At 65.7% G+C, this 23009-nt stretch carries 23 protein-coding genes; 7 read left to right on the top strand and 16 right to left on the bottom strand.

Annotated elements, in window-relative coordinates; all coding sequences use genetic code 11:
* Nucleotides 1–22: 22 nt before the first annotated feature.
* Nucleotides 23–922, top strand: a complete 900-nt coding sequence (locus B586_RS02130; RefSeq protein WP_054878839.1) for a cation diffusion facilitator family transporter — start codon at nt 23–25, stop codon at nt 920–922.
* On the opposite strand, the gene B586_RS02125 is transcribed toward B586_RS02130, so the two are convergent.
* A complete protein-coding gene (locus B586_RS02125) occupies nt 919–1341 on the bottom strand; it encodes a DUF3151 domain-containing protein (RefSeq protein WP_047313821.1) in 423 nt (140 codons plus the stop codon). The genes B586_RS02130 and B586_RS02125 overlap by 4 nt on opposite strands.
* Before the next feature lie 120 nt (nt 1342–1461).
* On the opposite strand from B586_RS02125, the gene B586_RS02120 reads away from it, so the two are divergent.
* A complete protein-coding gene (locus B586_RS02120) occupies nt 1462–2346 on the top strand; it encodes an Rv0361 family membrane protein (RefSeq protein ID WP_054878840.1) in 885 nt (294 codons plus the stop codon).
* A gap of 89 nt (nt 2347–2435) precedes the next feature.
* Here B586_RS02120 and fbaA read toward each other — a convergent pair whose 3' ends face one another.
* On the bottom strand, nt 2436–3473 hold the full coding sequence (gene fbaA, locus B586_RS02115; RefSeq protein ID WP_047313748.1) for a class II fructose-bisphosphate aldolase: 1038 nt from the start codon (nt 3471–3473) through the stop codon (nt 2436–2438).
* Between the two features lie 119 nt (nt 3474–3592).
* Here fbaA and B586_RS02110 point away from each other — a divergent pair, with 119 nt between their 5' ends.
* A complete protein-coding gene (locus B586_RS02110; protein WP_054878841.1) occupies nt 3593–4252 on the top strand; it encodes a DedA family protein in 660 nt (219 codons plus the stop codon).
* On the opposite strand, the gene B586_RS02105 is transcribed toward B586_RS02110, so the two are convergent.
* Nucleotides 4245–5351 carry a glycoside hydrolase family 76 protein gene (locus B586_RS02105; RefSeq protein ID WP_054878842.1) on the bottom strand — a complete coding sequence of 369 codons (1107 nt, stop codon included), beginning with the start codon at nt 5349–5351 and terminating at the stop codon, nt 4245–4247. The two genes, B586_RS02110 and B586_RS02105, sit on opposite strands and share 8 nt — an antisense overlap.
* Nucleotides 5352–5719: 368 nt before the next feature.
* On the opposite strand from B586_RS02105, the gene B586_RS02100 reads away from it, so the two are divergent.
* From B586_RS02100 to B586_RS02090, 3 genes are all read left to right on the top strand, one after another.
* Nucleotides 5720–7126, top strand: a complete 1407-nt coding sequence (locus tag B586_RS02100) for an ethanolamine ammonia-lyase subunit EutB (protein WP_047313751.1) — start codon at nt 5720–5722, stop codon at nt 7124–7126.
* On the top strand, nt 7126–7926 hold the full coding sequence (eutC, locus tag B586_RS02095) for an ethanolamine ammonia-lyase subunit EutC (RefSeq protein WP_047313752.1): 801 nt from the start codon (nt 7126–7128) through the stop codon (nt 7924–7926). Before B586_RS02100 ends, eutC begins: the two co-directional genes overlap by 1 nt.
* Before the next feature lie 488 nt (nt 7927–8414).
* Nucleotides 8415–9791: an HNH endonuclease signature motif containing protein gene (locus B586_RS02090; RefSeq protein ID WP_054878843.1), complete on the top strand. Its 1377-nt coding sequence runs from the start codon at nt 8415–8417 to the stop codon at nt 9789–9791.
* 15 nt (nt 9792–9806) lie between these two features.
* Here B586_RS02090 and B586_RS02085 read toward each other — a convergent pair whose 3' ends face one another.
* From B586_RS02085 to B586_RS02045, 9 genes are read right to left on the bottom strand one after another with little or no spacing between them, the layout of a single operon-like run.
* Nucleotides 9807–11045, bottom strand: coding sequence for a vWA domain-containing protein (locus tag B586_RS02085; protein WP_054878844.1), 1239 nt, complete (start codon nt 11043–11045; stop codon nt 9807–9809).
* Nucleotides 11046–11062: 17 nt separating this feature from the next.
* The gene (locus B586_RS02080; protein WP_047313755.1) at nt 11063–11716 is read right to left on the bottom strand and encodes an SRPBCC family protein; all 654 of its coding nucleotides are present in this window, start codon (nt 11714–11716) and stop codon (nt 11063–11065) included.
* A 13-nt stretch (nt 11717–11729) separates the two neighbouring features.
* Nucleotides 11730–12620, bottom strand: coding sequence for an AAA family ATPase (locus B586_RS02075; RefSeq protein WP_156166294.1), 891 nt, complete (start codon nt 12618–12620; stop codon nt 11730–11732).
* Nucleotides 12617–13204 carry a nucleotidyltransferase family protein gene (locus B586_RS02070; protein WP_054878845.1) on the bottom strand — a complete coding sequence of 196 codons (588 nt, stop codon included), beginning with the start codon at nt 13202–13204 and terminating at the stop codon, nt 12617–12619. Before B586_RS02070 ends, B586_RS02075 begins: the two co-directional genes overlap by 4 nt.
* Complete coding sequence (locus B586_RS02065) at nt 13201–13935, bottom strand: XdhC family protein (protein WP_054878846.1); 735 nt, start codon at nt 13933–13935, stop codon at nt 13201–13203. The genes B586_RS02070 and B586_RS02065 overlap by 4 nt, the downstream gene beginning before the upstream one ends.
* Nucleotides 13936–13944: 9 nt before the next feature.
* Nucleotides 13945–16344 carry an aerobic carbon-monoxide dehydrogenase large subunit gene (locus B586_RS02060; protein ID WP_054878847.1) on the bottom strand — a complete coding sequence of 800 codons (2400 nt, stop codon included), beginning with the start codon at nt 16342–16344 and terminating at the stop codon, nt 13945–13947.
* Entirely contained in the window at nt 16341–16823 is a 483-nt protein-coding gene (locus B586_RS02055) for a (2Fe-2S)-binding protein (RefSeq protein WP_047313760.1), read from the bottom strand. Before B586_RS02055 ends, B586_RS02060 begins: the two co-directional genes overlap by 4 nt.
* A gap of 59 nt (nt 16824–16882) precedes the next feature.
* Complete coding sequence (locus B586_RS02050; RefSeq protein WP_047313761.1) at nt 16883–17773, bottom strand: FAD binding domain-containing protein; 891 nt, start codon at nt 17771–17773, stop codon at nt 16883–16885.
* 32 nt (nt 17774–17805) lie between these two features.
* On the bottom strand, nt 17806–18975 hold the full coding sequence (locus tag B586_RS02045; protein WP_054878848.1) for an XdhC family protein: 1170 nt from the start codon (nt 18973–18975) through the stop codon (nt 17806–17808).
* A 24-nt stretch (nt 18976–18999) separates the two neighbouring features.
* Between B586_RS02045 and B586_RS02040 the strand changes: the two genes are divergently transcribed.
* A complete protein-coding gene (locus tag B586_RS02040; RefSeq protein WP_047313763.1) occupies nt 19000–19974 on the top strand; it encodes a LysR family transcriptional regulator in 975 nt (324 codons plus the stop codon).
* Nucleotides 19975–20061: 87 nt separating this feature from the next.
* Here the strand turns inward: B586_RS02040 and B586_RS02035 are convergent, their stop codons facing one another.
* The 4 genes from B586_RS02035 to B586_RS02020 all read right to left on the bottom strand — a co-directional run bounded on the left by B586_RS02035 (nt 20062) and on the right by B586_RS02020 (nt 22979).
* Nucleotides 20062–20706 carry a TrmH family RNA methyltransferase gene (locus B586_RS02035; protein WP_054880763.1) on the bottom strand — a complete coding sequence of 215 codons (645 nt, stop codon included), beginning with the start codon at nt 20704–20706 and terminating at the stop codon, nt 20062–20064.
* A complete protein-coding gene (locus tag B586_RS02030) occupies nt 20703–21611 on the bottom strand; it encodes a hypothetical protein (RefSeq protein WP_211141605.1) in 909 nt (302 codons plus the stop codon). Before B586_RS02030 ends, B586_RS02035 begins: the two co-directional genes overlap by 4 nt.
* Nucleotides 21612–21679: 68 nt before the next feature.
* Nucleotides 21680–22219: an orotate phosphoribosyltransferase gene (gene pyrE / locus B586_RS02025; RefSeq protein ID WP_047313824.1), complete on the bottom strand. Its 540-nt coding sequence runs from the start codon at nt 22217–22219 to the stop codon at nt 21680–21682.
* A complete protein-coding gene (locus tag B586_RS02020; RefSeq protein WP_054878849.1) occupies nt 22206–22979 on the bottom strand; it encodes an SDR family NAD(P)-dependent oxidoreductase in 774 nt (257 codons plus the stop codon). Before B586_RS02020 ends, pyrE begins: the two co-directional genes overlap by 14 nt.
* Between the last annotated feature and the right edge of the window lie 30 nt (nt 22980–23009).

Genomic DNA, 23009 nt, shown 5'->3' with positions numbered 1-23009 from the left:
GGCACGCATATATTGCAACGTCATGGGCGCTGGGCACAGTCACACTCCCGCCGAGGCCGATGCGTCTCGGATGATCCCCCGCATGATCGTTGCCGCAGCGATCCTGGCGGTGTTCTTTGTTGTGGAGCTGACCACCGCGTTGCTGATCAACTCGATCGCACTGCTCGCCGACGCAGGGCACATGCTGACCGACGTGGTTGCGGTGTTCATGGGGCTGGCCGCGGTGGTACTGGCCAAACGTGGCAGCTCGTCACCTCCCCGCACCTACGGCTGGCATCGCGCCGAGGTATTTACCGCGGTCGCCAACGCCACGCTGCTGATCGGGGTCGCGGCGTTCATCCTCTATGAGGCCGTGGAAAGACTCAGCACGGCTCCCGCCGTCCCGGGCATGCCGATGGTGGTGGTGGCGCTGGCCGGCCTGGCCGCCAATTTCGTGGTGGCGCTGGTGCTGCGTTCGCACGCGGAGGACAGCCTGGCGGTTAAGGGCGCCTATATGGAGGTGGTCGCGGACACCGTGGGCAGCATCGGTGTGCTGATTGCCGGTGTTGTCACCCTCACCACGCACTGGCCCTACGCCGACGTGGTGGTCGCCGTGCTGGTGGCGCTGTGGGTGCTGCCACGAGCGATCTCGCTGGCCCGGGCGGCGTTGCGGATCCTTTCCGAATCGTCGCCGGCCCACATCGATGTCGAGGAGCTGCGTTCGGCACTGGGCGCCGTCGACGGCGTCACCGAAGTGCACGACTTGCACGTGTGGACACTTTCACCCGGCAAGGACATGTGCACCGCGCACCTGACCAGCGACGCCAACTCCGCCCGGGTGCTGCATGACGCGCGGGCGGTGCTGGCTGCTCGTGGGCTGGACCACGCGACCGTGCAGATCGAGTGCCCCGACGGCGCCGGTGACTGCTCGGAAACCTTCTAGAGCCCGAGCTCGTTGCGGGCCGCGGAGTCACAATCGTCAAGCAGATCCAGGCAGCGTCGGTACTCGTCGGTCTCACCGATGGTGTCAGCGGCCCGCGCCAACGCCGCCACGCAGCGCAGGAAGCCGCGGTTCGGTTCGTGCGAATACGGCACCGGGCCAAAACCTTTCCAGCCATTGCGGCGCAGCTGATCTAGACCGCGGTGGTAGCCGGTGCGGGCGTACGCGTAGGCTGTGATGGCCTTGTGCGGCTCGTCGGAGGCCAGCGCTCCTTCGGCCAGTGCCGCCCAGGCCACCGACGCGGACGGATGCGCGGCGGCAACGGTGCCCGGGTCCTTGTTCGCCCGCAGCTCCGCCTCGGCGGCGCTGTCACCAGGTAGCAGGATCGGATCAGGCCCCAGGAGATCACCCATTGACGTCATGGTCTCTATTCTGCCGTTCGCCTCGTCGCCCGCGCGTGCGGCACCTCGGCCCACGCCCCAATCCGGGCCGGGTCGCTAAGCTCCGAATACTGACTCGATAGCGGGAGGACAGTAACGCTCATGCCCAATGCACCCGAGCCCGACCGCGGCGTCACACCAAACCGCCCCGGGTTCGCTCCACGCGCTGTCGATAAGGACGTCGTGCCCGATCAACCCGAAACCACGGACGACCCAGCCGACGACCCGGCCACGAATCCCGGTGAAGAGATCACCGAGGGCTACCCGCTGGCACATAGCGACTCCGAGACCGAGACGGTGGTGATCACCAAACCCGAGCCGGACCACGATGCCGAGCCGGACGGACAGCAGCACGAGCGTCGCTTCACCGCACCCGGCTTCGACGCCAGTGCGACCGCCATCATTGCCACCACACCGGATCCCGCGACCGAAGTCATCCACCCGCCCCCGACCGGCCCACCGGAGCATCCCGGAATTCCCATGAAAGCTGCTGTGCCGCAATCGATTCCACCGCGACCGGGGACCAAGTTGCGGACATCGCGGCATTTCAATTGGGGCTGGGTGCTGGCGCTGATCGTGATCGTGTTGGCGTTAGCGGCGATCGCAATCCTCGGCACGGTGCTGCTGACCCGCGGTAAACACGTGAAAGCCTCGCCGGCAGACCAGGTTCGGCGCACCATCCAGAGCTTTGATGTCGCGGTGCAAACCGGCGACCTGACGACGTTGCGCTCCATTACCTGCGGCACCACCCGCGACGGCTACGTGGAGTACGACGAGCGTTCGTGGGACGAGACGTACCGGCGAGTTTCGGCGGCCAAACAATATCCGGTGATCGCCAGCATCGACCAGATCGTCGTCAACGGCCAACACGCCGAAGCAAACATCACCACGTTCATGGCCTACGACCCGCAGGTCCGCTCGACACGCAGCCTCGACCTGCAGTTCCGCGACGATCAGTGGAAGATCTGCCAGTCCCCGAGCGGCTAAGACCCCTGGTCGTCGAACGTGCGGCCAGCTTCACGGTCGTCGCCGAATGTGCGGCCAGCTTCACGTTCGGGCATGGCCCGGGCGGCTAGTCAGCTGGCCGTCACCGACTTTCCCGCGCAACGCAGGTCGTTGCAGGCCTCAATCACTCGCTCGGTCATCGATGCTTCGGCCTGCTTGAGATAGCTACGCGGGTCGTACACCTTCTTGTTGCCCACATCGCCGTCGACTTTAAGCACGCCGTCGTAGTTGGTGAACATGTGACCGGCCACTGGGCGGGTGAACGCGTATTGGGTGTCGGTGTCGACGTTCATCTTCACCACGCCGTACCGCAGCGCCTCCTCGATCTCCGACTTCTCCGAACCGGAACCGCCGTGGAACACAAAGTCGAACGGTTTCGAGCCCTCGGGCTGACCGAGCTTGGCCGCTGCCACCTTTTGGCCTTCGGCCAGGATGTCGGGACGCAGCTTGACGTTGCCGGGCTTGTAGACACCGTGCACGTTGCCAAACGTCGCCGCCAGCAGGTACCTGCCGTGTTCACCGGCGCCCAGGGCATCGATGGTCTTCACGAAGTCCTCCGGGGTGGTGTACAGCTTGTCGTTGATTTCGCCGACCACGCCGTCTTCCTCGCCGCCGACCACGCCGATCTCGACCTCAAGGATGATCTTGGCGGCCGCAGCGGCCTTCAGCAGCTCTTGGGCGATGGCCAGATTCTCATCGATCGGTACCGCAGAGCCATCCCACATGTGCGATCCGAACAGCGGATCCTTACCGGCGGCTACCCTGCTAGCCGAGATCGCCAGCAGCGGGCGCACGTAAGTGTCCAGTTTGTCCTTGGGGCAGTGGTCGGTGTGCAGGGCGACGTTGATCGGGTACTTGGCCGCAATGGTGCGGGTGAACTTCGCCAGCGCTACCGCACCGGTCACCATGTCCTTGACGCCGAGCCCGGAGGCGAACTCCGCACCACCGGTGGAGAACTGGATGATGCCGTCGCTGCCGGCGTCAGCGAAGCCTTTGATGGCGGCGTTGACGGTCTCCGAAGACGTACAGTTGATCGCCGGAAAGGCGTACGAGTTCTCCTTGGCTCGTCTCAACATCTCGGCGTAGATCTCCGGTGTTGCGATAGGCATGAAACTTCCTCCTGAAAACTGGGTCTACCCAGTATCGCAACACCGTAATTGGGCGTCGCGGCCAGTCTGGGTGGCGTTTGTGCCCAGCCCGACAAGTGTCACCGGTATGTTGTGACGTCATGAGCACCGCCGTCGTGGCCTTGCCGCACATCCTCGACCCGATGTTCTGGATCGGTCCCCAGGGCCTTTTCGCATCCGCGGTGCTGCCCACCATCCTGGCCATCATCTTCGTCGAAACCGGCCTGCTGTTCCCGCTGCTGCCTGGGGAATCACTGCTGTTCACCGGCGGCCTGCTGGCCGCGAAGGGGACGCTCGATATTTGGGTGCTGGCCCCTGCCGTCGCGGTGGTGGCGGTGTTAGGCGATCAGACCGGGTATTTCATCGGCCGCCGCATTGGCCCCGCGCTGTTCAAGAAGGAAGACTCGCGCTTCTTCAAACAGCACTACGTGACCGAATCGCACGCCTTTTTCGAGAAGTACGGGCCGTGGGCGATCATCCTGGCCCGTTTCTTGCCGTTCGTGCGGACGTTCACCCCGGTGATCGCCGGCGTGTCCTATATGCGCTATCCGTTGTATCTGGGGTTCGACATCGTGGGCGGCGTCCTCTGGGGCGGCGGCGTCACGGTTACCGGCTACTTCCTGGGCAACGTGGGGTTCGTCCACCAGAATTTGGAAAAAATCATCCTGGGCATTCTGTTTGTGTCGCTGCTGCCGGCGCTAATCGCGGCCTGGCGCGGCTACCGGTCGCGGCGCCAGGCAGCCAACAGCCAGACTAGGTGACGCTAAAGGCGGCCTCCATCAGCATCCACCCGGACAGCTGCACCGACAGGTCCCGCTCGGCGACCTCGGAGCTATGCACGGCACCGCCGACGAACTGTGCCTGCCCGCCGGCCGCCGTGGGTAGCTGGGTGTCACGGTCCCAAAAGGGCCCGAACACGGGCAGTCCGTTCACCGATTGCCGGTAGTCCCACGCCGACTTCGCCGACGACAGCACCACCGTGCGGGCGGTCTGGCGGGCCGCGATGTCGTCGGCCGAGTCACCCGGCAGTGTGGTGGCGACCAGCGCGAGGTATCGCGCGGTGATGCCGGCGAACAAGCCGCCGTCCCCGCCACCGGCGCCCCGCAGCACCCCCGACGGCGCCATGTGCTTGTCGACGGCCGCGACCAGACGATGGACCCGAGCCGCATGTCGGGCCGCGGCGGCGGGGTCGGTGCGGGCCGCCAGCTCGGTCTCGAGCCCCAGCACCACGCCCTGGCAGTAGGTGTACTGGGCACAAGCCAGCGAGCCGGCCTTGATGCCATCGAAAACCAGGTGCGTCTCCGGGTCGATCAGGGTGCGGTCGATCCAGTCGGCCATCTGCTCGGCCCGCCGCAGCCGGTCTCCGTAGCGGGCCAGGAAGATTCCCGCCGGCCCATTGGCGGGTGCGTTGAAAAACTGATCTTGCTTGCGCCACGGGATGCCGCCACCGTCCTCAGGCACCCACGCTTTGACGAGCTGGTCGTTGAGTTTGGTCAGCGCGCGCCGACGCCCGACGCCGGCCATCCGGACGGCACGTTCCAGCGCCAGCGCCAGCCACGCCATGTCGTCGTAATAGTTGTTGGTCCACGACCCGTTGTTGCGTAGCCGGTGCGACCGGACTTGCCGGTTGATCTGGGCGCGCCGGGCCGGCTGCGGGTCGCGCAACTGCGCATCGACCAGGCAATCCAGCAGCTGCGCCTGCCACCAGTAGTGCCAGGTGGCGAAGAGCCGGTCCCGCCGGTTGGACGGCCACGAGACCACCCCCAGCTGTGTTCCCGGCAACGCCCAGAGCCGTTTCAGGTGCCGGCGCGCGATGGCGGCTTCGGCGGTAGCCGCGCGGTTCGCCCATACCTGATCCATACCTGCAGATCCCCTCAACCTGCTAGCGCTGCCGGCCTTGCCTCGATATGGCGTTGCAACGCCCAGTGCTGTGATTCGCAAAAGGTGGAAACCACCTCGACCCCAAGACTTTTCGCACGCCGAACAACTTCAGTGGTCAGTCGAGTCCTGCCCACCGCTCCCATCACAGACCCGCGTCCACCCATCGAGCGATCCAGCGTCTCCACCAATCTCGGGCCCAGAGTTTCTGGATGCTCCCAGAATAGGGCGGGATGGCTAACGACGCCGGCGCTGCTCAGGCACGGCACGGTGCTATTTGGCGGTATTCTCGGCATTCATGCTGTACTTCGGCCCATACAGCTGACACCGGCCCCTGAGAGCAAACTGACATGAGCTACCAGCAAACTATCTCGGGCACCACGTACACCTTCGACGGCCTGGTCGACGTGATGGCAAAAGCAACACCGTTGCGCTCGGGTGATCAGCTCGCTGGTTGCGCCGCCGCTTCCGACGCCGAACGTGCCGCGGCCGCATGGGCGCTTGCTGACATACCCCTGACCACGTTTCTCCACGATCTGCTGGTGCCCTACGAAACCGATGAGGTCACCCGGCTCATCATTGACACCCATGATCACGAAGCATTTCGCCCGATCGCCACCTTAACGGTGGGCGGTCTGCGTGACTGGTTGTTGGATACCGCGGCGCGGGACGACAGCGCGACACGGATCGCCGCGATTGCTCCCGGCCTCACCCCAGAGATGGTCGCCGCGGTATCAAAGCTGATGCGCAACCAGGACCTAATCCTGGTGGCGGGCGCCGCAACCGCGACCGCGGCCTTCCGCACTACTGTCGGGTTGCCAGGCCGGCTCGCCACCCGGCTGCAGCCCAACCATCCGACCGATGACCCGCGCGGAATCGCAGCCGGGACGCTCGACGGCTTGCTGATGGGGTGCGGCGACGCGGTGATCGGCATCAATCCGGCGAGCGACTCGCCGCAAGCAACGGCTGAGCTGCTCTACCTTCTTGACGAAATTCGGCAGCGCTTCAGCATCCCGACCCAATCGTGCGTGCTGTGCCACGTGACGACCACCATGGAATTGATCGACCAGGGTGTGCCGGTGGACCTGGTGTTCCAGTCGATTGCGGGCACCGAAGGCGCCAACGCTAATTTCGGTGTGACGATCCCTATGTTGTTGGAAGCCAACGAAGCCGCACGGTCGCTGCACCGCGGAACGGTCGGCGACAACGTCATGTATTTCGAGACCGGGCAGGGTTCGGCGCTGTCCGCTGGTGCGCATCTCGGTGTGGGCGGCAAGCCGGTCGATCAGCAAACGTTGGAGGCGCGAAGCTACGCGGTAGCCCGAGCGTTGCAGCCACTGCTGATCAACACCGTGGTCGGATTTATCGGACCGGAATACCTTTACGACGGCAAGCAGATCATCCGCGCTGGGCTGGAGGATCATTTCTGCGGGAAACTGCTTGGCCTACCGATGGGCGTTGACGTCTGCTACACCAATCACGCCGAAGCCGACCAGGACGATATGGATACGCTGCTCACCCTGCTGGGTGTGGCCGGCGCTGCCTTCGTCATCACTGTCCCCGGTGCCGACGACATCATGCTCGGCTATCAAAGCCTGTCATTTCATGACGCGCTGTACGTGCGGCAGGCGCTGGGGTTGCGTCCGGCGCCGGAGTTCGAAGCGTGGCTGGCGAGCCTGGGCATGGCCGACAGCAACGGCCGAATGCTGCCCATCGATCTGGCGACCTCGCCGCTGCGGGCCCTGGCGGCGGGTTGATGGACGACGCCTGGGCGGTGCTGCGCAACACCACCCCAGCCCGGATCGGACTGGGCCGTGCCGGAAACTCGCTGCCGACTCGACGCGTGCTGGAATTCAACGCCGCTCATGCCGCCGCTCGGGACGCCGTCCATGAGCCCCTCGACGTTGACTGCCTCACCGAGCAGATCAGCAACGTCGGCCACGGCGTGCCCGTGCGCGTGCACAGTAGGGCCGCCTCGCGTGACGAGTACCTGCGCCGACCCGACCTTGGTCGCATCCCCGCAGACCTGTCGGCTCTGCCGACGACCGGCGCCGACATCGGCATCGTCCTTGCCGACGGGCTCTCCCCGCGGGCACTGACTGAGCACGCCGCCGGCATGGTCGTCGCGCTGGTGCGCGAATTTAACGGCCGCTACCGCGTTGCCCCGCCGGTGATCGCCACCCAGGCGCGCGTCGGGATCGGTGACCATATTGGTCAAGTCCTGGGCGTCACGACAGTGCTGGTGCTCATCGGCGAACGCCCGGGACTTTCCGTCGCCGACAGCCTCGGCATCTACCTGACCCACCTGCCGGCGCCAGGACGCACCGACGCGGACCGCAACTGCATCTCGAACATCCACCCGCCCGACGGACTTGACTACCACACGGCCGCGGTCACCGTCGCCGCACTAGTGGCCGGCGCCCGCAAACTTAGTCGCTCGGGTGTCACCCTCAAAGACACGTCGCGCACCGAACTGGTTGCCGGCGGCGCACTAAACGTCGAATCACCGGGGGCGGGCCGATGGCCAGCTATCGTCAGCCGGGTTCCGCACCGCTAGGTCCTGCAGGATTGATACGTGCCAAGAAGTCGGGCAAGGCATTCCAGTGGTCTGCTCCGGCCCGGGCGTAGTCGCTGCGCGTGAGCACATCTTCTCCGGTTGGTCGATTGACCCGTGGAACTTGACCAAGTGGCGGGCTGGCCGCTCGGCGCGGCGTGTCGTGAACTGCTCGTCGGTCACGCTGACACGCAGATGCAGGCTTGCCTCGAGATAGGCGGCTTGGCCTCGCCGACGGTCTGGCGGATAGCTGCGCACAGTCGAGCGCCCCTTCCTCGATGATGAAGGTTCGGAGCGAACTATGTTGGTTCGCAGACGTCTGGATCAGCATCTGGCGGCACAGGCGATTGACCATGGCGCTAGTTCATCTACCGATAGCCATCTTCCCAGAACCAGGGAAGTTCAGAGACACAATGAAATCACTTGTGTCACTTCGGTATCAGTGGTCACGGGCGGGGATTCTGTCGGTGGCCTCCGATAGTTTCGGGGGCATGGGTTGTGGCGCGGTCGTGGATCGGGAGGCGATCACGGCGGCCTTTGATGCGTTGGATGCCGCCGTCGATGGTGTGGTCGCGCTGGATTTTGATGCGCTGTGCGCCCGGGAGTGGTTGGTGTTGTTGGAGCGGGTGGAGCGGGTGCGCCGCAGGATACCTGCCGTCGAACACCCAATGATCAATCAGCTTGCCCGCCAAGCCACCCCCGAAGAGCTCGGCGGCACGCTTTCGCATGCGATTGCTGAGTGGACGCTGATCAGCCGCGCCGAGGCCGCCAAGCGTATCCGGGAGGCCGCCGATCTGGGGCCGCGTCGGGGCTTGACCGGTGAACCGTTGCCACCCGTCTTGGCCGCGACCGCCGCAGCACAACGCGCCGGGAAGCTCGGCGCCGGTCAGGTGACGGTGATTCGGAAGTTCTGCCACGGGTTGCCCGGCTGGGTCGATACGGCAACCCGCGAACACGCCGAAGCGCATCTCGCGAAACTGGGCTCCCAGTTTCGGCCCGAACAATTGGCCGGGCTGGCCGATCGGCTCGCCGACTGCCTCAATCCCGACGGCACCTACAGCGACACCGACCGCGGCCGGCGGCGCGGCTTAACCTTAGGCAACCAGCAGACCGACGGCATGACGGCGCTGCACGGCTGGCTGACCCCCGAGGCCCGCGCCACGCTGGAGGCTGTGCTGGCCAAACTGGCCGCGCCCGGCATGTGTAACCCCACCGATGACACCGCATGTGTGGACGGCGCACCTTCGCAACAGGCCATCGACAAAGACACCCGCAGCCCCGCCCAACGCAACCACGACGCCCTCACTGCCGCGCTACGCGCCCTGCTGTGCTCGGGAAAACTGGGCCAGCACAATGGGCTACCGGCCTCCATCATCGTGTCCACCACCCTGGCCGAGCTCGAGGCCGCCGCCGGCAAAGGCCTCACCGGCGGCGGCACCCTGTTGCCCATGAGTGATGTCATCCGCCTAGCCCGCCACGCCCGGCACTACCTGGCGATTTTCGACAAAGGCAAGGCGCTGGCGCTCTACCACACCAAGCGACTCGCCTCCCCCGCACAGCGAATCGTCTTGTACGCCAAGGACCGTGGCTGCTCCGCGCCCGGATGCACAGTGCCCGGCTACTACTGCGAAGTGCATCACACCATCCCCTACGCCACCTGCCGCAGCACCGACATCAACAACCTCACCTTCGGCTGCGGCCCCCAACACCGCCTCCTGCAACCCGGCGGCTGGACCACCCGCAAAAACACCCACGGCGACACCGAATGGATACCGCCCCCACACCTCGACCACGGCCAACCCCGCACCAACACCTACTGGCACCCCGAGAAACTCCTGCGCGACGAGGACGACGACGAAGGGGACTAAGCGCGGTAACTGTACTCAGCGTCGGATGACTCCCAGAGCGGGCCGATCGCCCGCCAGCGCCAGCAGCAACCGGCGCAGTCCGCTGATCGAGTGCGCCGGCAGGAACAGATCGCAATACGGCAGCGCAGCCGCCATCGAACCGGCAAGCGGCTGGAATTCGCTGTGCGCCGCACGCGGGTTGAGCCACACCAGCAACTCGGCGCGGCGGCGCAGCCTGGCCAGCGCGTGCTCGAGCACGTCGGGGGAATCGCTGTCCCAGCCGTCGGAGGCGATGATCACCATCGCGCCGCGCAGCGCGTTGCCATGGGGCGGCGTCAGCAGGGCGGCGATACTGCGGCCGATGAACGTGCCCCCGTACCGGTCGGTCACTTTTGCGTTGGCCCGATCCAGCGCCACCTCGGCCGAGCGGTGGGACAGCACCGGGGTGAGCCGGGTCAGCGAGGTCGAAAAAGCGAAGACTTCGGGGCGGATCCGGGCCTGACGCAGCACCGTCGCTCGCATCAGGTGTAGATAGATCGCGGCATAGGGCTGCATCGAGCGGCTCACGTCGCAGACCAGGACGACGCGCCGGGGCCGTCGCCGAGGCCGTGTTCGGGCCAACGTCACCGCTTCCCAGCCGGTCACCCGCGAGGCGTTCATGGTCGCTCGTAAGTCGATCCTTTTGCCGTGTGGACTAGGCTCAGACCGCAAGCTGCGGCGTCGGGGCCAGCGCTGTACCGATCCCTCCAGCCAGGAACCGAGCAACCGCAGATCTTCGGGATCGAACCGATCAAACGGCTCGTCGGCTCGTGCGGCAATGCGGCTGGGCAGCACATCGGGCAGTTGCAGACTCGCGCCGGTGGTGTCGTCGTGATCGGTGACGCTCCGAGTGACCCACGGCAATCGCTGGGCTTCGTGGACTTGGCGGGCACTGGATCGGCCGTCGACGCGATGCACCGTGCCGGCCGCCGGTGTGTGAGGACCAGGGACGGGCGACCGCGAATCGGGACCTGTCGCGCCGTTAGGCTCGACGACCCCGAACACCGCGGCGAACACCACGTCGAAGGCGCTGAGATCGTCCATCCGGTTGACCAACGTCAGCCTGGCAGCCCAATACAGCGCCGACGGGGTCGGTGGCGCCAAATGCCGCAGCGCCTGCACGAAATCCGCTGGGCCGCTGGCAGATACCAGCACTCCCGCGTTGCGCAGCCGCGCCACTAGGGCAGCTGCGAACGTCGCCAAATCGACGGCCCGAAACAACAAGGGGGTACTCATGGCGGCTCAGCCCCGGTTTAATCCCGGCGACGCAACACCCGGATCAGCAGTAGCACGGCGAGCACCACCAGCGCTGCGGCGGCGTACTTCTTGAGTTGGCCACCACCGGCGAGCTGCAGCAGATCGATGGGAGCGGGCTCGGCGGCCGGGGCCTGGGCGCGGGGTACGTTATCAGTGGTGCTCACCGGGCTTTCCGCGGTCGACGGGCTGCTGGCGCTCGGCGCGCTCTGCGCCGCCAGTTTCGCTTCCAGCGACTCCACGAACTGGCCCAGCAGTTTCTCCGACACCTGCTGCAGCATGCCGCTACCGAATTGGGCCAGCTTGCCTACAATCTTTAGATCGGTGTCAACGGTGACGTTGGTGTGCTCTCCCGCTTCGCGTAGCTGGGCGGTGACCGTGGCGGCCGCGTTGCCGGTGCCGCGCGACTCCTTGCCCTTACCGTCGATGACCGCGCGGTGCTGGTCGCGGTCCTGCGTGACGAAACGCACCTTGCCACTGAACTCACTGGTGACCGGCCCGACCTTGACCTTGACCTTGCCGAGATAGTCGTCACCCTGGTGGCCGATCAGCTGTGCCCCCGGCATCAACGGGATCACCTGCTCCAGGTCAGACAGCACATCCCAGGCCTGCTCGATCGGCGCACTAACGGTGAACTGGTTGGCGATCTTCATCCGGCGCGTCCTCTCAGGTGCGGCTGTACTCGATAAAGGCGTTACGAATCAGGGTACGGTCGTCAGGTGTCTTGGCCAGCGCCCCCAAACTGGCCAGTGCAGACTCGACCGAATCAGGCGGGGCGAGGTCCGCGACACCGAGCGACACCAGTGCGGCAACCCAATCGATGGTCTCGGCCACCCCGGGCGGCTTGTCAAGATCGAGATCGCGTGCGCTGCTGACAAATTGGGTAGAGTTCTCAATCAACGGCGCAGTTGCTCCGGGTACCGTCCGGCGGACAATCGCGGCAGCCCGGGATGGCTCCGGGTAGTCGATCCAGTGGTACAGGCAACGTCGCCGCAACGCGTCATGGAGGTCTCGGCTGCGGTTGGACGTGAGCACCGCGATCGGCGGGCGCTCAGCGACAAAGGTGCCCAGCTCCGGCACGGTGACCGTGGACTCACCGAGGAACTCTAGCAGCAACGCCTCGAATTCGTCGTCAGCACGGTCGATTTCATCGATCAACAGCACCGGAGGTGTCGGACCACGATGCCGCACGCACTGCAGGATGGGCCGATCCACCAGGTAGGTCTCGGTGTAGAGATCTGCTTCCGAGATATCCGAGCTACCCGTACCGCGCGCCTCGGCCAGCCGGATCGACAGCAGCTGGCGTTGGTAATTCCAGTCATACAGCGCCTCGTTCGCGGTCAACCCCTCGTAACACTGCAGCCGGATCAACTTGGTATTCAGCACCGCTGCAAGAGTTTTCACCGCCGTCGTCTTACCGACGCCAGGCTCGCCTTCCAGCAGCAGCGGCCGACCCAAACTGACCGCCAGATAGATCGCCGATGCGGTGCCGGCGTCGAGCAGGTAATCCTGCGTATCAAACCGGCGGATCACCTCGTCGGTGTCAGCGAACATCACGACGACTCCACCAGTCGCTGGTAGTCGTCCCAGGTGTCGACGTCAAGCGGGATGGGACCATCGACCGCGAGTTCGCGCACCTCGTGGCGCCCCGATTCCACCAGTTTCCAGACCCCCTTGTCGCCGTGCAGGTGGCCGAGTTCGCTGAACATGCTGCGGCTCAACCAGAACGGATGCCCGATGCCGTCGTCGTAGCGGCAGACCATGATGCCGGTGACCGGTCCTTCAGCCGCCAGCCGCCGCACAGTTGCGGGATCTACCCGCGGCTGATCGCCGAGCATCAGCACGATTCCTGCGGCCTGCGGGTCCACCCGCTGCAGCGCGGCGCGCAGCGAGCCCGAACACCCATTCCCAGAGTCGTTGACGGTCACCACGTCGGCTCCGTCTAGCGGTACCGCAGCACGCACCGCTTGGCCAGCGCCACCCAGAGTAACGATGAGCTGGTCGAATCCCGCGCCGCGAGCAATATCGAGACTAGCTCCGAGCACGGTCGTATCACGATATGGCAGAAGCTGTTTGGGTGTACCTAACCTACTGGAACCGCCGGCCGCGAGAACAACACCGGTGACCCGCCGGGCGGTCATGCGTCGGCTTCCTCGGGAGCAGGCACGATCAGGCTGCCTCCACGGAGGGCAGCGATGAGTTCAGCGGCGATCGACACCGCAATCTCCGCCGGGGTCTTGGCGCCGATGGCCAATCCGGCCGGGGTGTGGATGCGGGACCTCTCGGCCGCGGAGAGTTCGAGCCCATTCACAATCGACGCACCGCGCACCTTGCTGGCCACCAGACCGATATATCTGACATCGTTATCCAATGCGGCGCGGATAATTTCGGCTTCCGGACCACCATGGCTGGCGATCACCACTGCGGCGCTGCCGGCTAGATCGCTGTCGCGCCGAACGTCGTAACCGACTACCTCGCACAGTTGGGCCAGGGCGTCGCCGATGGGTGTGGCTCCGTAGATCTGGATCAACGGGGCCGGCAGCTGGGGCGTCAGAAAGATCTCCAGCGACCCGCCGGATAGGCACGGGTTGACCACCACACAGGCGCCAGGGGCTTCTGGAAAGTGCACGTCCCCGTCGGGAAGCACCCGCAGCAATACACTTTCGCCTGCCTGCAGCACCCCCAGCGCTGCCTTGCGGACGGAATTCTGCGCGCACTGGCCGCCGATGAATCCCTCGATTGTCCCGTCCGCCAACAGAATTGCTTCGGCACCAGGATATGACGAGGTAGGCGGCTGGGCCCGCACCACGGTCGCGTGCACAAACGGTGTCCGGGCCGCCACCAACTGCTGAACGCGCTCGCTGATCGTCATTGACAGCCTCTAGATCGGCGGTCTGGCACGGCCTTGCATGGCCTCCCAGACCCGCGACGGTGTCAACGGCATATCGGCATGACGAACCCCGAACGGCGCCAACGCATCCACCACCGCGTTCACCACCGCCGGCGGCGACCCGACGGTGGCCGATTCGCCGATTCCCTTCGCGCCGATCGGGTGGTGCGGCGAGGGTGTCACAGTATGCCCGGTCTCTAGATGCGGCACCTCGAGCGCGGTCGGGATCAGGTAGTCCATCAGCGACCCGCCCAAGCAGTTGCCCTCCTCATCGAAGGCGATCATTTCCATCAACGCCATCCCGATACCATCGACGATGCCGCCGTGTACCTGGCCCTCGATGATCATCGGGTTAATGCGGGTGCCGCAGTCGTCGACCGCCAGGAAGCGCCGCACCTTGACCACCGCGGTGCCCGGATCAACGTCCACCACACAGAAATACGCCCCGTACGGGTAGGTCAGGTTCTCCGGGTTGTAGCAGACCTCGGCGTCCAAGCCGCCCTCGATGCCCTCGGGTAAATCGCCCGCCCCATGCGCGCGCATCGCGATGTCCTGGATCGTCACCGACGCCGACGGGTCACCTTTAACGTGGAACGAACCCTTCTCCCACTCCAAGTCGGCGACCGATACTTCCAGCATGCCTGAGGCGATGATCTTCGCCTTGTCGCGCACCTTGCGGGCGACCAGGGCGGCGGCCGCACCCGACACCGGAGTCGACCGGCTGCCGTAGGTGCCTAGCCCGAACGGTGTTTGGTCGGTGTCGCCGTGCACCACGTCGATGTCGTCGGGCGGGATACCCAGCTCCTCGGCAACGATCTGGGCGAACGTCGTCTCGTGGCCCTGACCCTGGGTCTGCACCGAAAGCCGCACCACGGCTTTGCCCGTTGGGTGTACCCGCAGCTCGCAGCCGTCGGCCATGCCGAGGCCGAGAATGTCCATGTCCTTACGCGGGCCGGCGCCGACGGCCTCGGTGAAAAAGGACATCCCGATACCCATTAGCTCGCCACGCGCGCGCCGCTCCCGTTGCTCGGCGCGCAATGCCTGATAGCCGATCATGTCCATGGCCTTACGCATGGTGGCCTCGTAATTGCCCGAGTCATACACCCAGCCGGTCTTGCTCTTATACGGAAACTGCTCAGGCCGCAACAAGTTTCGCAGCCGCAGCTCGGCCGGATCCATCTTCAACTCGAACGCCAGGCAGTCCACCAGCCGTTCCACAAAGTACACCGCTTCGGTGATCCGGAACGAGCACGCGTAGGCCACCCCGCCAGGTGCCTTGTTGGTGTACACCGCGGTCATGTGGCAGTAGGCGGCCTCGATGTCGTAGCTACCGGTGAACACCCCGAAAAACCCGGCCGGATATTTCAAGGGCGCAGCCTGACCGTTGAACGCCCCATGATCGGCCAGCACATTGGACCGGATCGCCAGAATCTTGCCGTCGCGGGTGGCGGCGATCTCGCCGACCATGATGTAGTCGCGCGCAAACCCGGTGGAGGTCAAATTCTCGCTGCGGTCCTCCATCCACTTAACCGGCTTGCCCAGCACTAGCGAGCCCACGATCGCACACACGTAGCCGGGATAGATCGGCACCTTGTTGCCGAACCCACCGCCGATGTCGGGTGAGATCACCCGGATCTTGTGTTCGGGCAAGCCAGCGACCAACGCGTACACCGTGCGGTGTGCGTGCGGCGCCTGCGAGGTGGTCCACAGCGTCAGCTTGCCGGTGACCGGATCCAGATCGGCTACCGCACCGCAGGTTTCCATTGGCGCCGGGTGCACCCGGGGGTAGACGATCTCCTGTTTCACGACGACATCGGCCTTCGCGAATACCGCCTCGGTAGCCGCCGCGTCGCCGGTCTCCCAGTCGAAGAGGTGGTTGTCGGTCTTGCCGTCCAGGTCGGTGCGGATTACCGGAGCCGACGGGTCCAGCGCCGTGCGAACATCCACGACCGGATCCAGCGGGTCGTAATCCACATCGATTAGTTCCAGCGCGTCCCGGGCCGAATACCGGTCCTCGGCAACGACGAACGCCACCTCCTGGCCCTGGAAACGCACCTTGTCGGTGGCCAGCACGGCCTGCACATCGTTGGCTAGCGTCGGCATCCAGGCCAGACCTTTTTCGGCCAGGTCGGCGCCGGTCACCACCGCTTTGACCTTCGGATGTGCAAGGGCCGCAGTCACATCGATGCCGACGATGCGGGCGTGCGCATACGGCGAGCGCAGGATCGCCAGGTGCAGCATGCCCGGCAGCGCGACGTCGTCGACGTAGGTGCCGCGGCCGCGGATGAATCGCGGATCCTCTTTGCGCAGCATCCGGCCGTGGCCACACGGCTTTTGGTCGTTATCCGCAGTGTCTTCGGGTGAAGGTGGCCGGGACTCGATGGTCGTCATGAGCTGACCGCCTCTGTCTTGGAGTGCTGCGCGGCCCATTGGATAGACCGTACGATCGTCGTGTATCCGGTGCACCGACAGATTTGCCCGGAGATCGCCTCCCGGATGGTCTGCTCGTCGGGGTGGGGGTTGCGGTCCAGCAGGGCGCGGGCGGTGATCATCATTCCTGGTGTGCAAAAGCCGCACTGCAGCCCGTGGCAGCGCATGAACCCTTCCTGCACCGGGTCGAGAGAGCCGTCTGGTCCCGCTAGCCCTTCTATGGTCCGGACGCTGTGCCCGGATGCCATCGCGGCGAGCATGGTGCACGACTTCACCGGTACCCCATCCACCTCGACGACGCAGGTTCCGCAGTTGCTGGTGTCACAACCCCAGTGAGTTCCGGTGAGCCGCAACTGATCACGCAGAAAATGCACCAGCAGCATCCGCGGTTCGACCTCGGCGGTCACCTGCTCGCCGTTGACGGTGATGTTTATCTGCATCGCCTTCTCCTTTTTGGCGGCGACCCGCTGCGCCCGGCTTCGCCGCGCTTGCGATCGCCTTAATTTCCTTCCGGCGCAGGCTGGTTGCGCACGCGTTCGGCCGCCGTGCGCAGCGTGCGGATGGTTAGCTCAGCGGCCAGGTGCCGCTTGTACTCGGCGGTCCCGCGGACATCGGTCACCGGATCGCAGGCGTCGCTGACTTGCCGACCCGCCTCGGCGAACACCTGCTTGGTGGCGGGCTGGCCGACTAGCGCCCCCGAGATCTCGGCTAAGGCGGCCCAGTCGGGATTCACCGCGGTCAACCCCACCCGGGCAGCCACTATCGAGTCACCGTCCAAGGTGATGGCCGCTCCTGCTGCCGTGACCGCCCAGTCGCCAACCCGCCGCTCCACCTTCGCGTAGGCGTTGGACGTCTTGTGCCGCACTGGGATCCGTACTTCAACGAGCATCTCATTGAAGGCGAGCGTGGTCTCGTATGGCCCGGCTAGAAAGTCATCGATGGCTATCTCGCGTTCACCCGACGGTCCGCGCGCCAGACACACCGCACCCAGCACCAGGCACACCGTCGACAGGTCCTCGGCCGGATCTGCCTGGCAGAGTGAACCGCCCAAGGTCCCGCGATTACGAACCACCGGGTCGGCGATCACCCGTTCGGCGTCCCGAAAGATTGGGCACACGGCCGCCAAGCGGTGCGACTCCAGCAGTTCGCGGTGCCGGGTCATGGCGCCAATGCGCACCAGGGTCGGATCGGTGATCACATATCCAAGCTCGAGCGCCAGGTCGTTGATATCGACGAGGTACTCGGGGTTGGCGATGCGCAGCTTCATCATGGGCAGCAGGCTGTGCCCGCCGGCAACCACTCGCGCACCTTCCCCCAGCCGATCCAGGAGTCCGATGGCGTGGTCAACACTGGTAGCACGTTCATATTCAAAGGGCCCAGGCACTTGCATTCCGTCAGTGTCGGCCGCCTGCTGAATGGCCGTCAATATCGAGTTAAGTGATCCTTTAATTCGCCTTCTACCTGCGCGTCATGGTGAATGCTGCCGACGATTTCGGTCAGCGGACGGCCCCCGCCGCCCCAGCGTCGGGCGATGATGTCGGCCGCGATCGAGACCGCTGTCTCCTCCGGGGTGCGCGCGCCAAGGTCTAGTCCGATCGGGCTGGACAACCGACTTAGCTCGGCGTCGGTCAGTCCCGCCTCTTTCAGCCGGGTCGTCCGGTCGTCATGGGTCCGACGCGATCCCATCGCCCCCACATATCCGACGCGGGGCAGGCGCAGCGCCACCGCGAGCACGGGGACGTCAAACTTCGGGTCATGGGTGAGCACGCAGATCACCGTGTGCTCGTCGATGGCGCCCGCCTCGGCCTGGGCGGCGAGATACCGGTTGGGCCAGTCGACGACGACCTCGTCGGCAGTCGGAAAGCGTGCCGACGTGGCGAACACCGCGCGCGCATCGCAGACGGTGACTCGGTAGCCGAGGAACGACCCCTGCTGCGCGAGGGCAGCAGCGAAGTCGATCGCGCCGAATACCAGCATCCGCGGGCGAGGGCTGTAGCTGGATACGAAAACCTCCATGCCTTCGCCGAGACGCTGCCCATCGGGGCCGTATTTAAGGACCTCACTGCGCCCGACCGCGAGCAGGCCACGCGTATCGTCGGTCACCGCGGCGTCGGCGCGAGCCGAACCCAGTGATCCCGCCACGGGTATGTTCGGAGCCGGCCGGACGACGAGCCTGCGGCCAACCCACTGCGGGTCAGGGTGGGCGATGACGGTCGCGACCGCGACCGGCCGGTGCTCGCCGATGTCGTTGGCGACCGAGCCCAGTTCCGGAAATGTCACCCGCGACATGGATTCGACGAAAACGTCGATGATGCCGCCGCAGGTCAGGCCCACCGCGAAGGCATCGTCGTCGCTCACCCCATAGCGTTCCAGCCGTGGTGTTCCCATCTGCACCACCTCGGTGGCCAGCTGGTACACCGCGCCTTCCACGCATCCCCCCGACACCGACCCGCTCACCGAACCGTCCGGCGCGACCACCATCGAAGCCCCTGGCGGTCGCGGCGCCGAATGGAATGTTCGGACCACCGTGGCAAGCCCCGCGGTGTCACCGGCACGCCAGATCGAGATCAGCTCGGCAAGCACGTCACGCACGAATCCCAAAGTAGGCTCACAGTCATGACTCCGGCTCAACTTCGAGCCTATTCGGCGGTGGTGCGGTTGGGTTCGGTGCGAGCGGCCGCCGCGGAACTGGGCGTTTCCGACGCCGGGGTGTCCATGCATGTCGCGGCGCTGCGCAAGGAACTTGACGACCCGTTGTTCATCAGGACGGGCGCCGGGCTGGCGTTCACGCCCGGCGGGCTGCGGCTGGCCAGCCGCGCGGTGGAAATCCTGGGTCTGCAACAGCAAACCGCGATCGAGGTCACCGAGGCCGCCCACGGGCGCCGGTTGCTGCGTATCGCGGCGTCCACCACCTTCGCCGAACATGCCGCCCCGGGGCTGATTGAGCTCTTCTCGTCACGAGCCGACGACCTATCTGTCGAGTTGAGCGTCCATCCGACGAGCCGATTTCGCGACCTGATCTGCTCACGCGCCGTCGACATTGCGATCGGCCCAGCCAGCGAAAGTACGGTAAGTACGATCGGCTCCGACAGCTCAATCTTCGTGCGGCCCTTCCTGAAGTATCAGATCATCACCGTGGTAGCGCCGGATAGCCCGTTGGCTGCGGGTGCGCCGACACCCACGCTGTTGCGCCATCAGCAGTGGATGCTGGGCCCGTCGGCCGGAAGCGTGGACGGCGAGATTGCAACCATGTTGCGCAGCTTGGCAATTCCGGAGTCGAGGCAGCGCATCTTCCAGAGCGACGCAGCGGCCCTCGAGGAGGTGCAGCGAGTCGGTGGTGCCACGTTGACTATTGGCTTTGCGGTCGCCAAGGACCTCGCGGCCAGGCGGTTGGCGCACCTGACGGGTCCTGGTCTGGATAGGTCAGGCGAGTGGTGTGCGATGACCCTGGCTCCATCGATGCGCCAACCCGCCGTGTCCGAATTGGTTCGCTTCATCATCACCCCGCGATGCATCCAGGCGATGATCCGAGGAACCGGCGTCGGAGTGACCCGGTTTCGCCCGAAGGTACACGTCACCTTGTGGAGCTAGCGGCGTTGAATGTGCGTCCAGGGCGGGAAATCGCCGAAATCCCGCCGTCAGCGCACACTCGACGCCGTCAGTGCACACTCGACGCGTTCACCAGGCGCGGGACAGGTCCGCGTGCTGCCTGATCCAGGCATGCATCGCGATCCCGGCGGCGACACCGGCGTTGATGCTGCGGGTCGAGCCGAACTGGGCGATCGACACGGTCATCGCCGCGCCCGCCCGGGTGTCGTCGGTGATGCCGGGGCCTTCCTGACCGAACACGAACAGACACTGCCGCGGCAACGTGGTCTGTTCCAGGCGCGCCGCCCCCGGAACGTTGTCCACCGCGACCACGGTCAAGCCGGCGCCCGCCGCGAAGTCCAGCAGCTCGGCGGTGCTGTCGTGATGACACAACCGCTGGTAGCGGTCTGTCACCATGGCGCCCCGCCGGTTCCAGCGCCGACGCCCAACGATGTGCACGGTGTCAACGGCGAACGCGTTGGCGGTGCGCACCACCGAGCCGATGTTGGCGTCGTGACCGAAGTTCTCGATCGCCACCTGCAAGGGGTGGCGGCGCTTATCGATATCGACAATGATCGCTTCGCGGGTCCAGTAGCGGTAGGCGTCGACAACATTGCGAGTATCGCCGTCCCGTAACAAGGCTGGGTCATACCGCGGGTCATCCGGGAGGTCACCGACCCAGGGGCCGACACCGCCGGCCGATGTCCCCCATTCGGTAGGCCCTAGTTCATTCACCGGACGGTCCACACCCCGGCGTGCGTCCCGGCAAGCGCCACCGTCGCGTACAGCAACGCCTGGTTGATCTCGCCCTGGGTGCACAGTGACGCGTTGATGCGCACCGCATCCAACGACGCGTCGGGCAAGATCAGCACCGACGAGCCATACGCCGCGCAAGCCGGGTTGAGTCCCCGGCCGGGCAAGGTCGGCGAAGCGAGCAGCATCATCGGGCCACCGCGGGAGACGGAGTCGTCGCGATATCGGGCCGCAATAGCGTCGGCGACAAGCCCAAGCAGCATGTAGCCGTCGCCGGTGAATGCCCCCGGGTCGCCGAGTTGCGCTTTGGTAATTGGGGCGCCGTCAGCGCGCCAAGCCGACAGGCTGGCGGTCTTGACCACCAGACCGGTGTCGTTCGGGTTTGTCGGCAACAGCCCCACCGGAAATGCCGCCGGATAGGCCGCCGCAGTGTTGGGAATCCGGTCGCGCGGCGAGTAGCCGTACACCCCGCGGACGGCACTTCGGTCCTGCAGCGGGCCCAGGCAGACCGTGCCGGTGAGCCGGTTGGCAGGCGCCGACAACGGCGAGGCAACATCGGGCACGCGGGCCAGCTCGCTCTCGCAGCTGCCCAGTCCGGTGGACTCCATCGGGTGGGCAAGCGCACCGTAGAGCCCGAACCGGATGTCCTCGGGTTTGGCGTGCGGGGCGTGCGGATCCGTCGGGTCCGCCAAACTAGCTGAGACATCGATCAGCACGTAGTCGCCGCCCCACCGCAGATTCGACACCGCTATGTTCCAGCCCAGCAATGCCAGCGATTCGCCGATCCGCGCGCCCTGGGCACCATAGGGACGACCGACATGGTTCGGGCCCGAGCAGCCCGCCAGACAGGCGACCATGGCGACCATGGCGACGAAAGCACGCACCATAATCCCGCTGGGTTGGATGGCCCGGCTCCTCCTCATCGCTTCGCTCTGCATCGTCGCCGAGCTAGGAACTACTCCAGCCCCAGATCGGCAAGGCCCAACACGCTGCGGTACAGCAGTCCTTGCGCTTTGATGGCCTCGGCGGCGCCGGTAGCACGGTCCACCACGGTGGCCACGCCGACCACGTCGCCACCCGCGTCTTGCACCGCACGCACCGCTGTCAGTGCCGAGGCGCCGGTCGTACTCGTGTCCTCCACCACCAACACGCGCTGACCAGAGACCTCGGATCCCTCGATAAGACGTTGCAGACCATGGGTTTTCGCGGATTTACGGACCACGAACGCGTCGATCGGACGCCCGGGCGAGTGCATGATGGCGGTCGCGACCGGGTCGGCGCCCAGGGTCAGGCCACCGACCACCGCGTAGTCCCAGTCTTCGGTGAGTTCACGCATCAGCCGGCCGATCAGCGCGGAGGCCCGGTGGTGCAAGGTGGCGCGGCGCAGATCGACGTAGTAGTCGGCCTGTTTGCCCGACGACAGCGTGACACGCCCGTGCACTACCGACAGCCGACGCACCAGATCAGCCAACTCCTGCCGGTCAGGTTCTGCCACGGCCGCCTCCTACTCGTTTGTTTACGGCACGCAGCAGACTCCGCGGAATCATTCGCCCCGCGGTGACAAGCGCCTTGTATTGCAGGCCCGGAATGCTGATCACCTTGCCGCGCGCGATGTCGGCCAGGCTCTGGCTAACCACGTCGTCGACCTCGAGCCACATGAACGACGGCAGCTTGGCCATGTCGATCCCGGCCCGGGCGTGGAATTCGGTGTGCACGAACCCCGGGCAGACGGCATGGACACCCACGCCGGTGCCCTTCAACCCGCCGGCCAGGCCTTCGCTGAAAGCGATCACCCAGGCCTTAGACGCCGAATAGGTCGACCCGCGGCCGGTCAACAGCCCGGCAACGCTGGCGATATTGACGACGGTGCCGCTGCCAGCGTTGAGCATGGCCGGCAGCGCCGCGCGAGTCAGGTGCATCACCGCGGTCACATTGACGTCGAGCTGGGCCTGCAGCAGGGCCGGATCCGCCGTCCAGAATTCGCCGGACGTGCCGAAGCCGGCGTTGTTCACCAATACCCGAACACCCGCGCGGAGCCGGTCGGCGACTTTGTCGCGGTCGGCGGGATCGGAAAGGTCCGCAGGCAAAATTTCGGTACACCCGGCTTCGCACTGCAGCTCATCCGCCAATTGCGTCAACCGGTCGACATCGCGCGCGACCAGAATCACGTCGTAGCCGTCGCGCGCGTAGCGTCGCGCGTAGCCGGCGCCGATCCCGGACGTGGGCCCAGTGATCAGGGCGGCGGGGCGGGGCATGAGCGACAGTGTACTGAGCGGGGCCTATCC

Origin of the sequence: Mycobacterium haemophilum DSM 44634, from assembly GCF_000340435.2 — a bacterium.
In the GTDB taxonomy this organism is placed as follows: domain Bacteria; phylum Actinomycetota; class Actinomycetes; order Mycobacteriales; family Mycobacteriaceae; genus Mycobacterium; species Mycobacterium haemophilum.
This window is presented reverse-complemented; position numbering and strand designations above follow the sequence as displayed.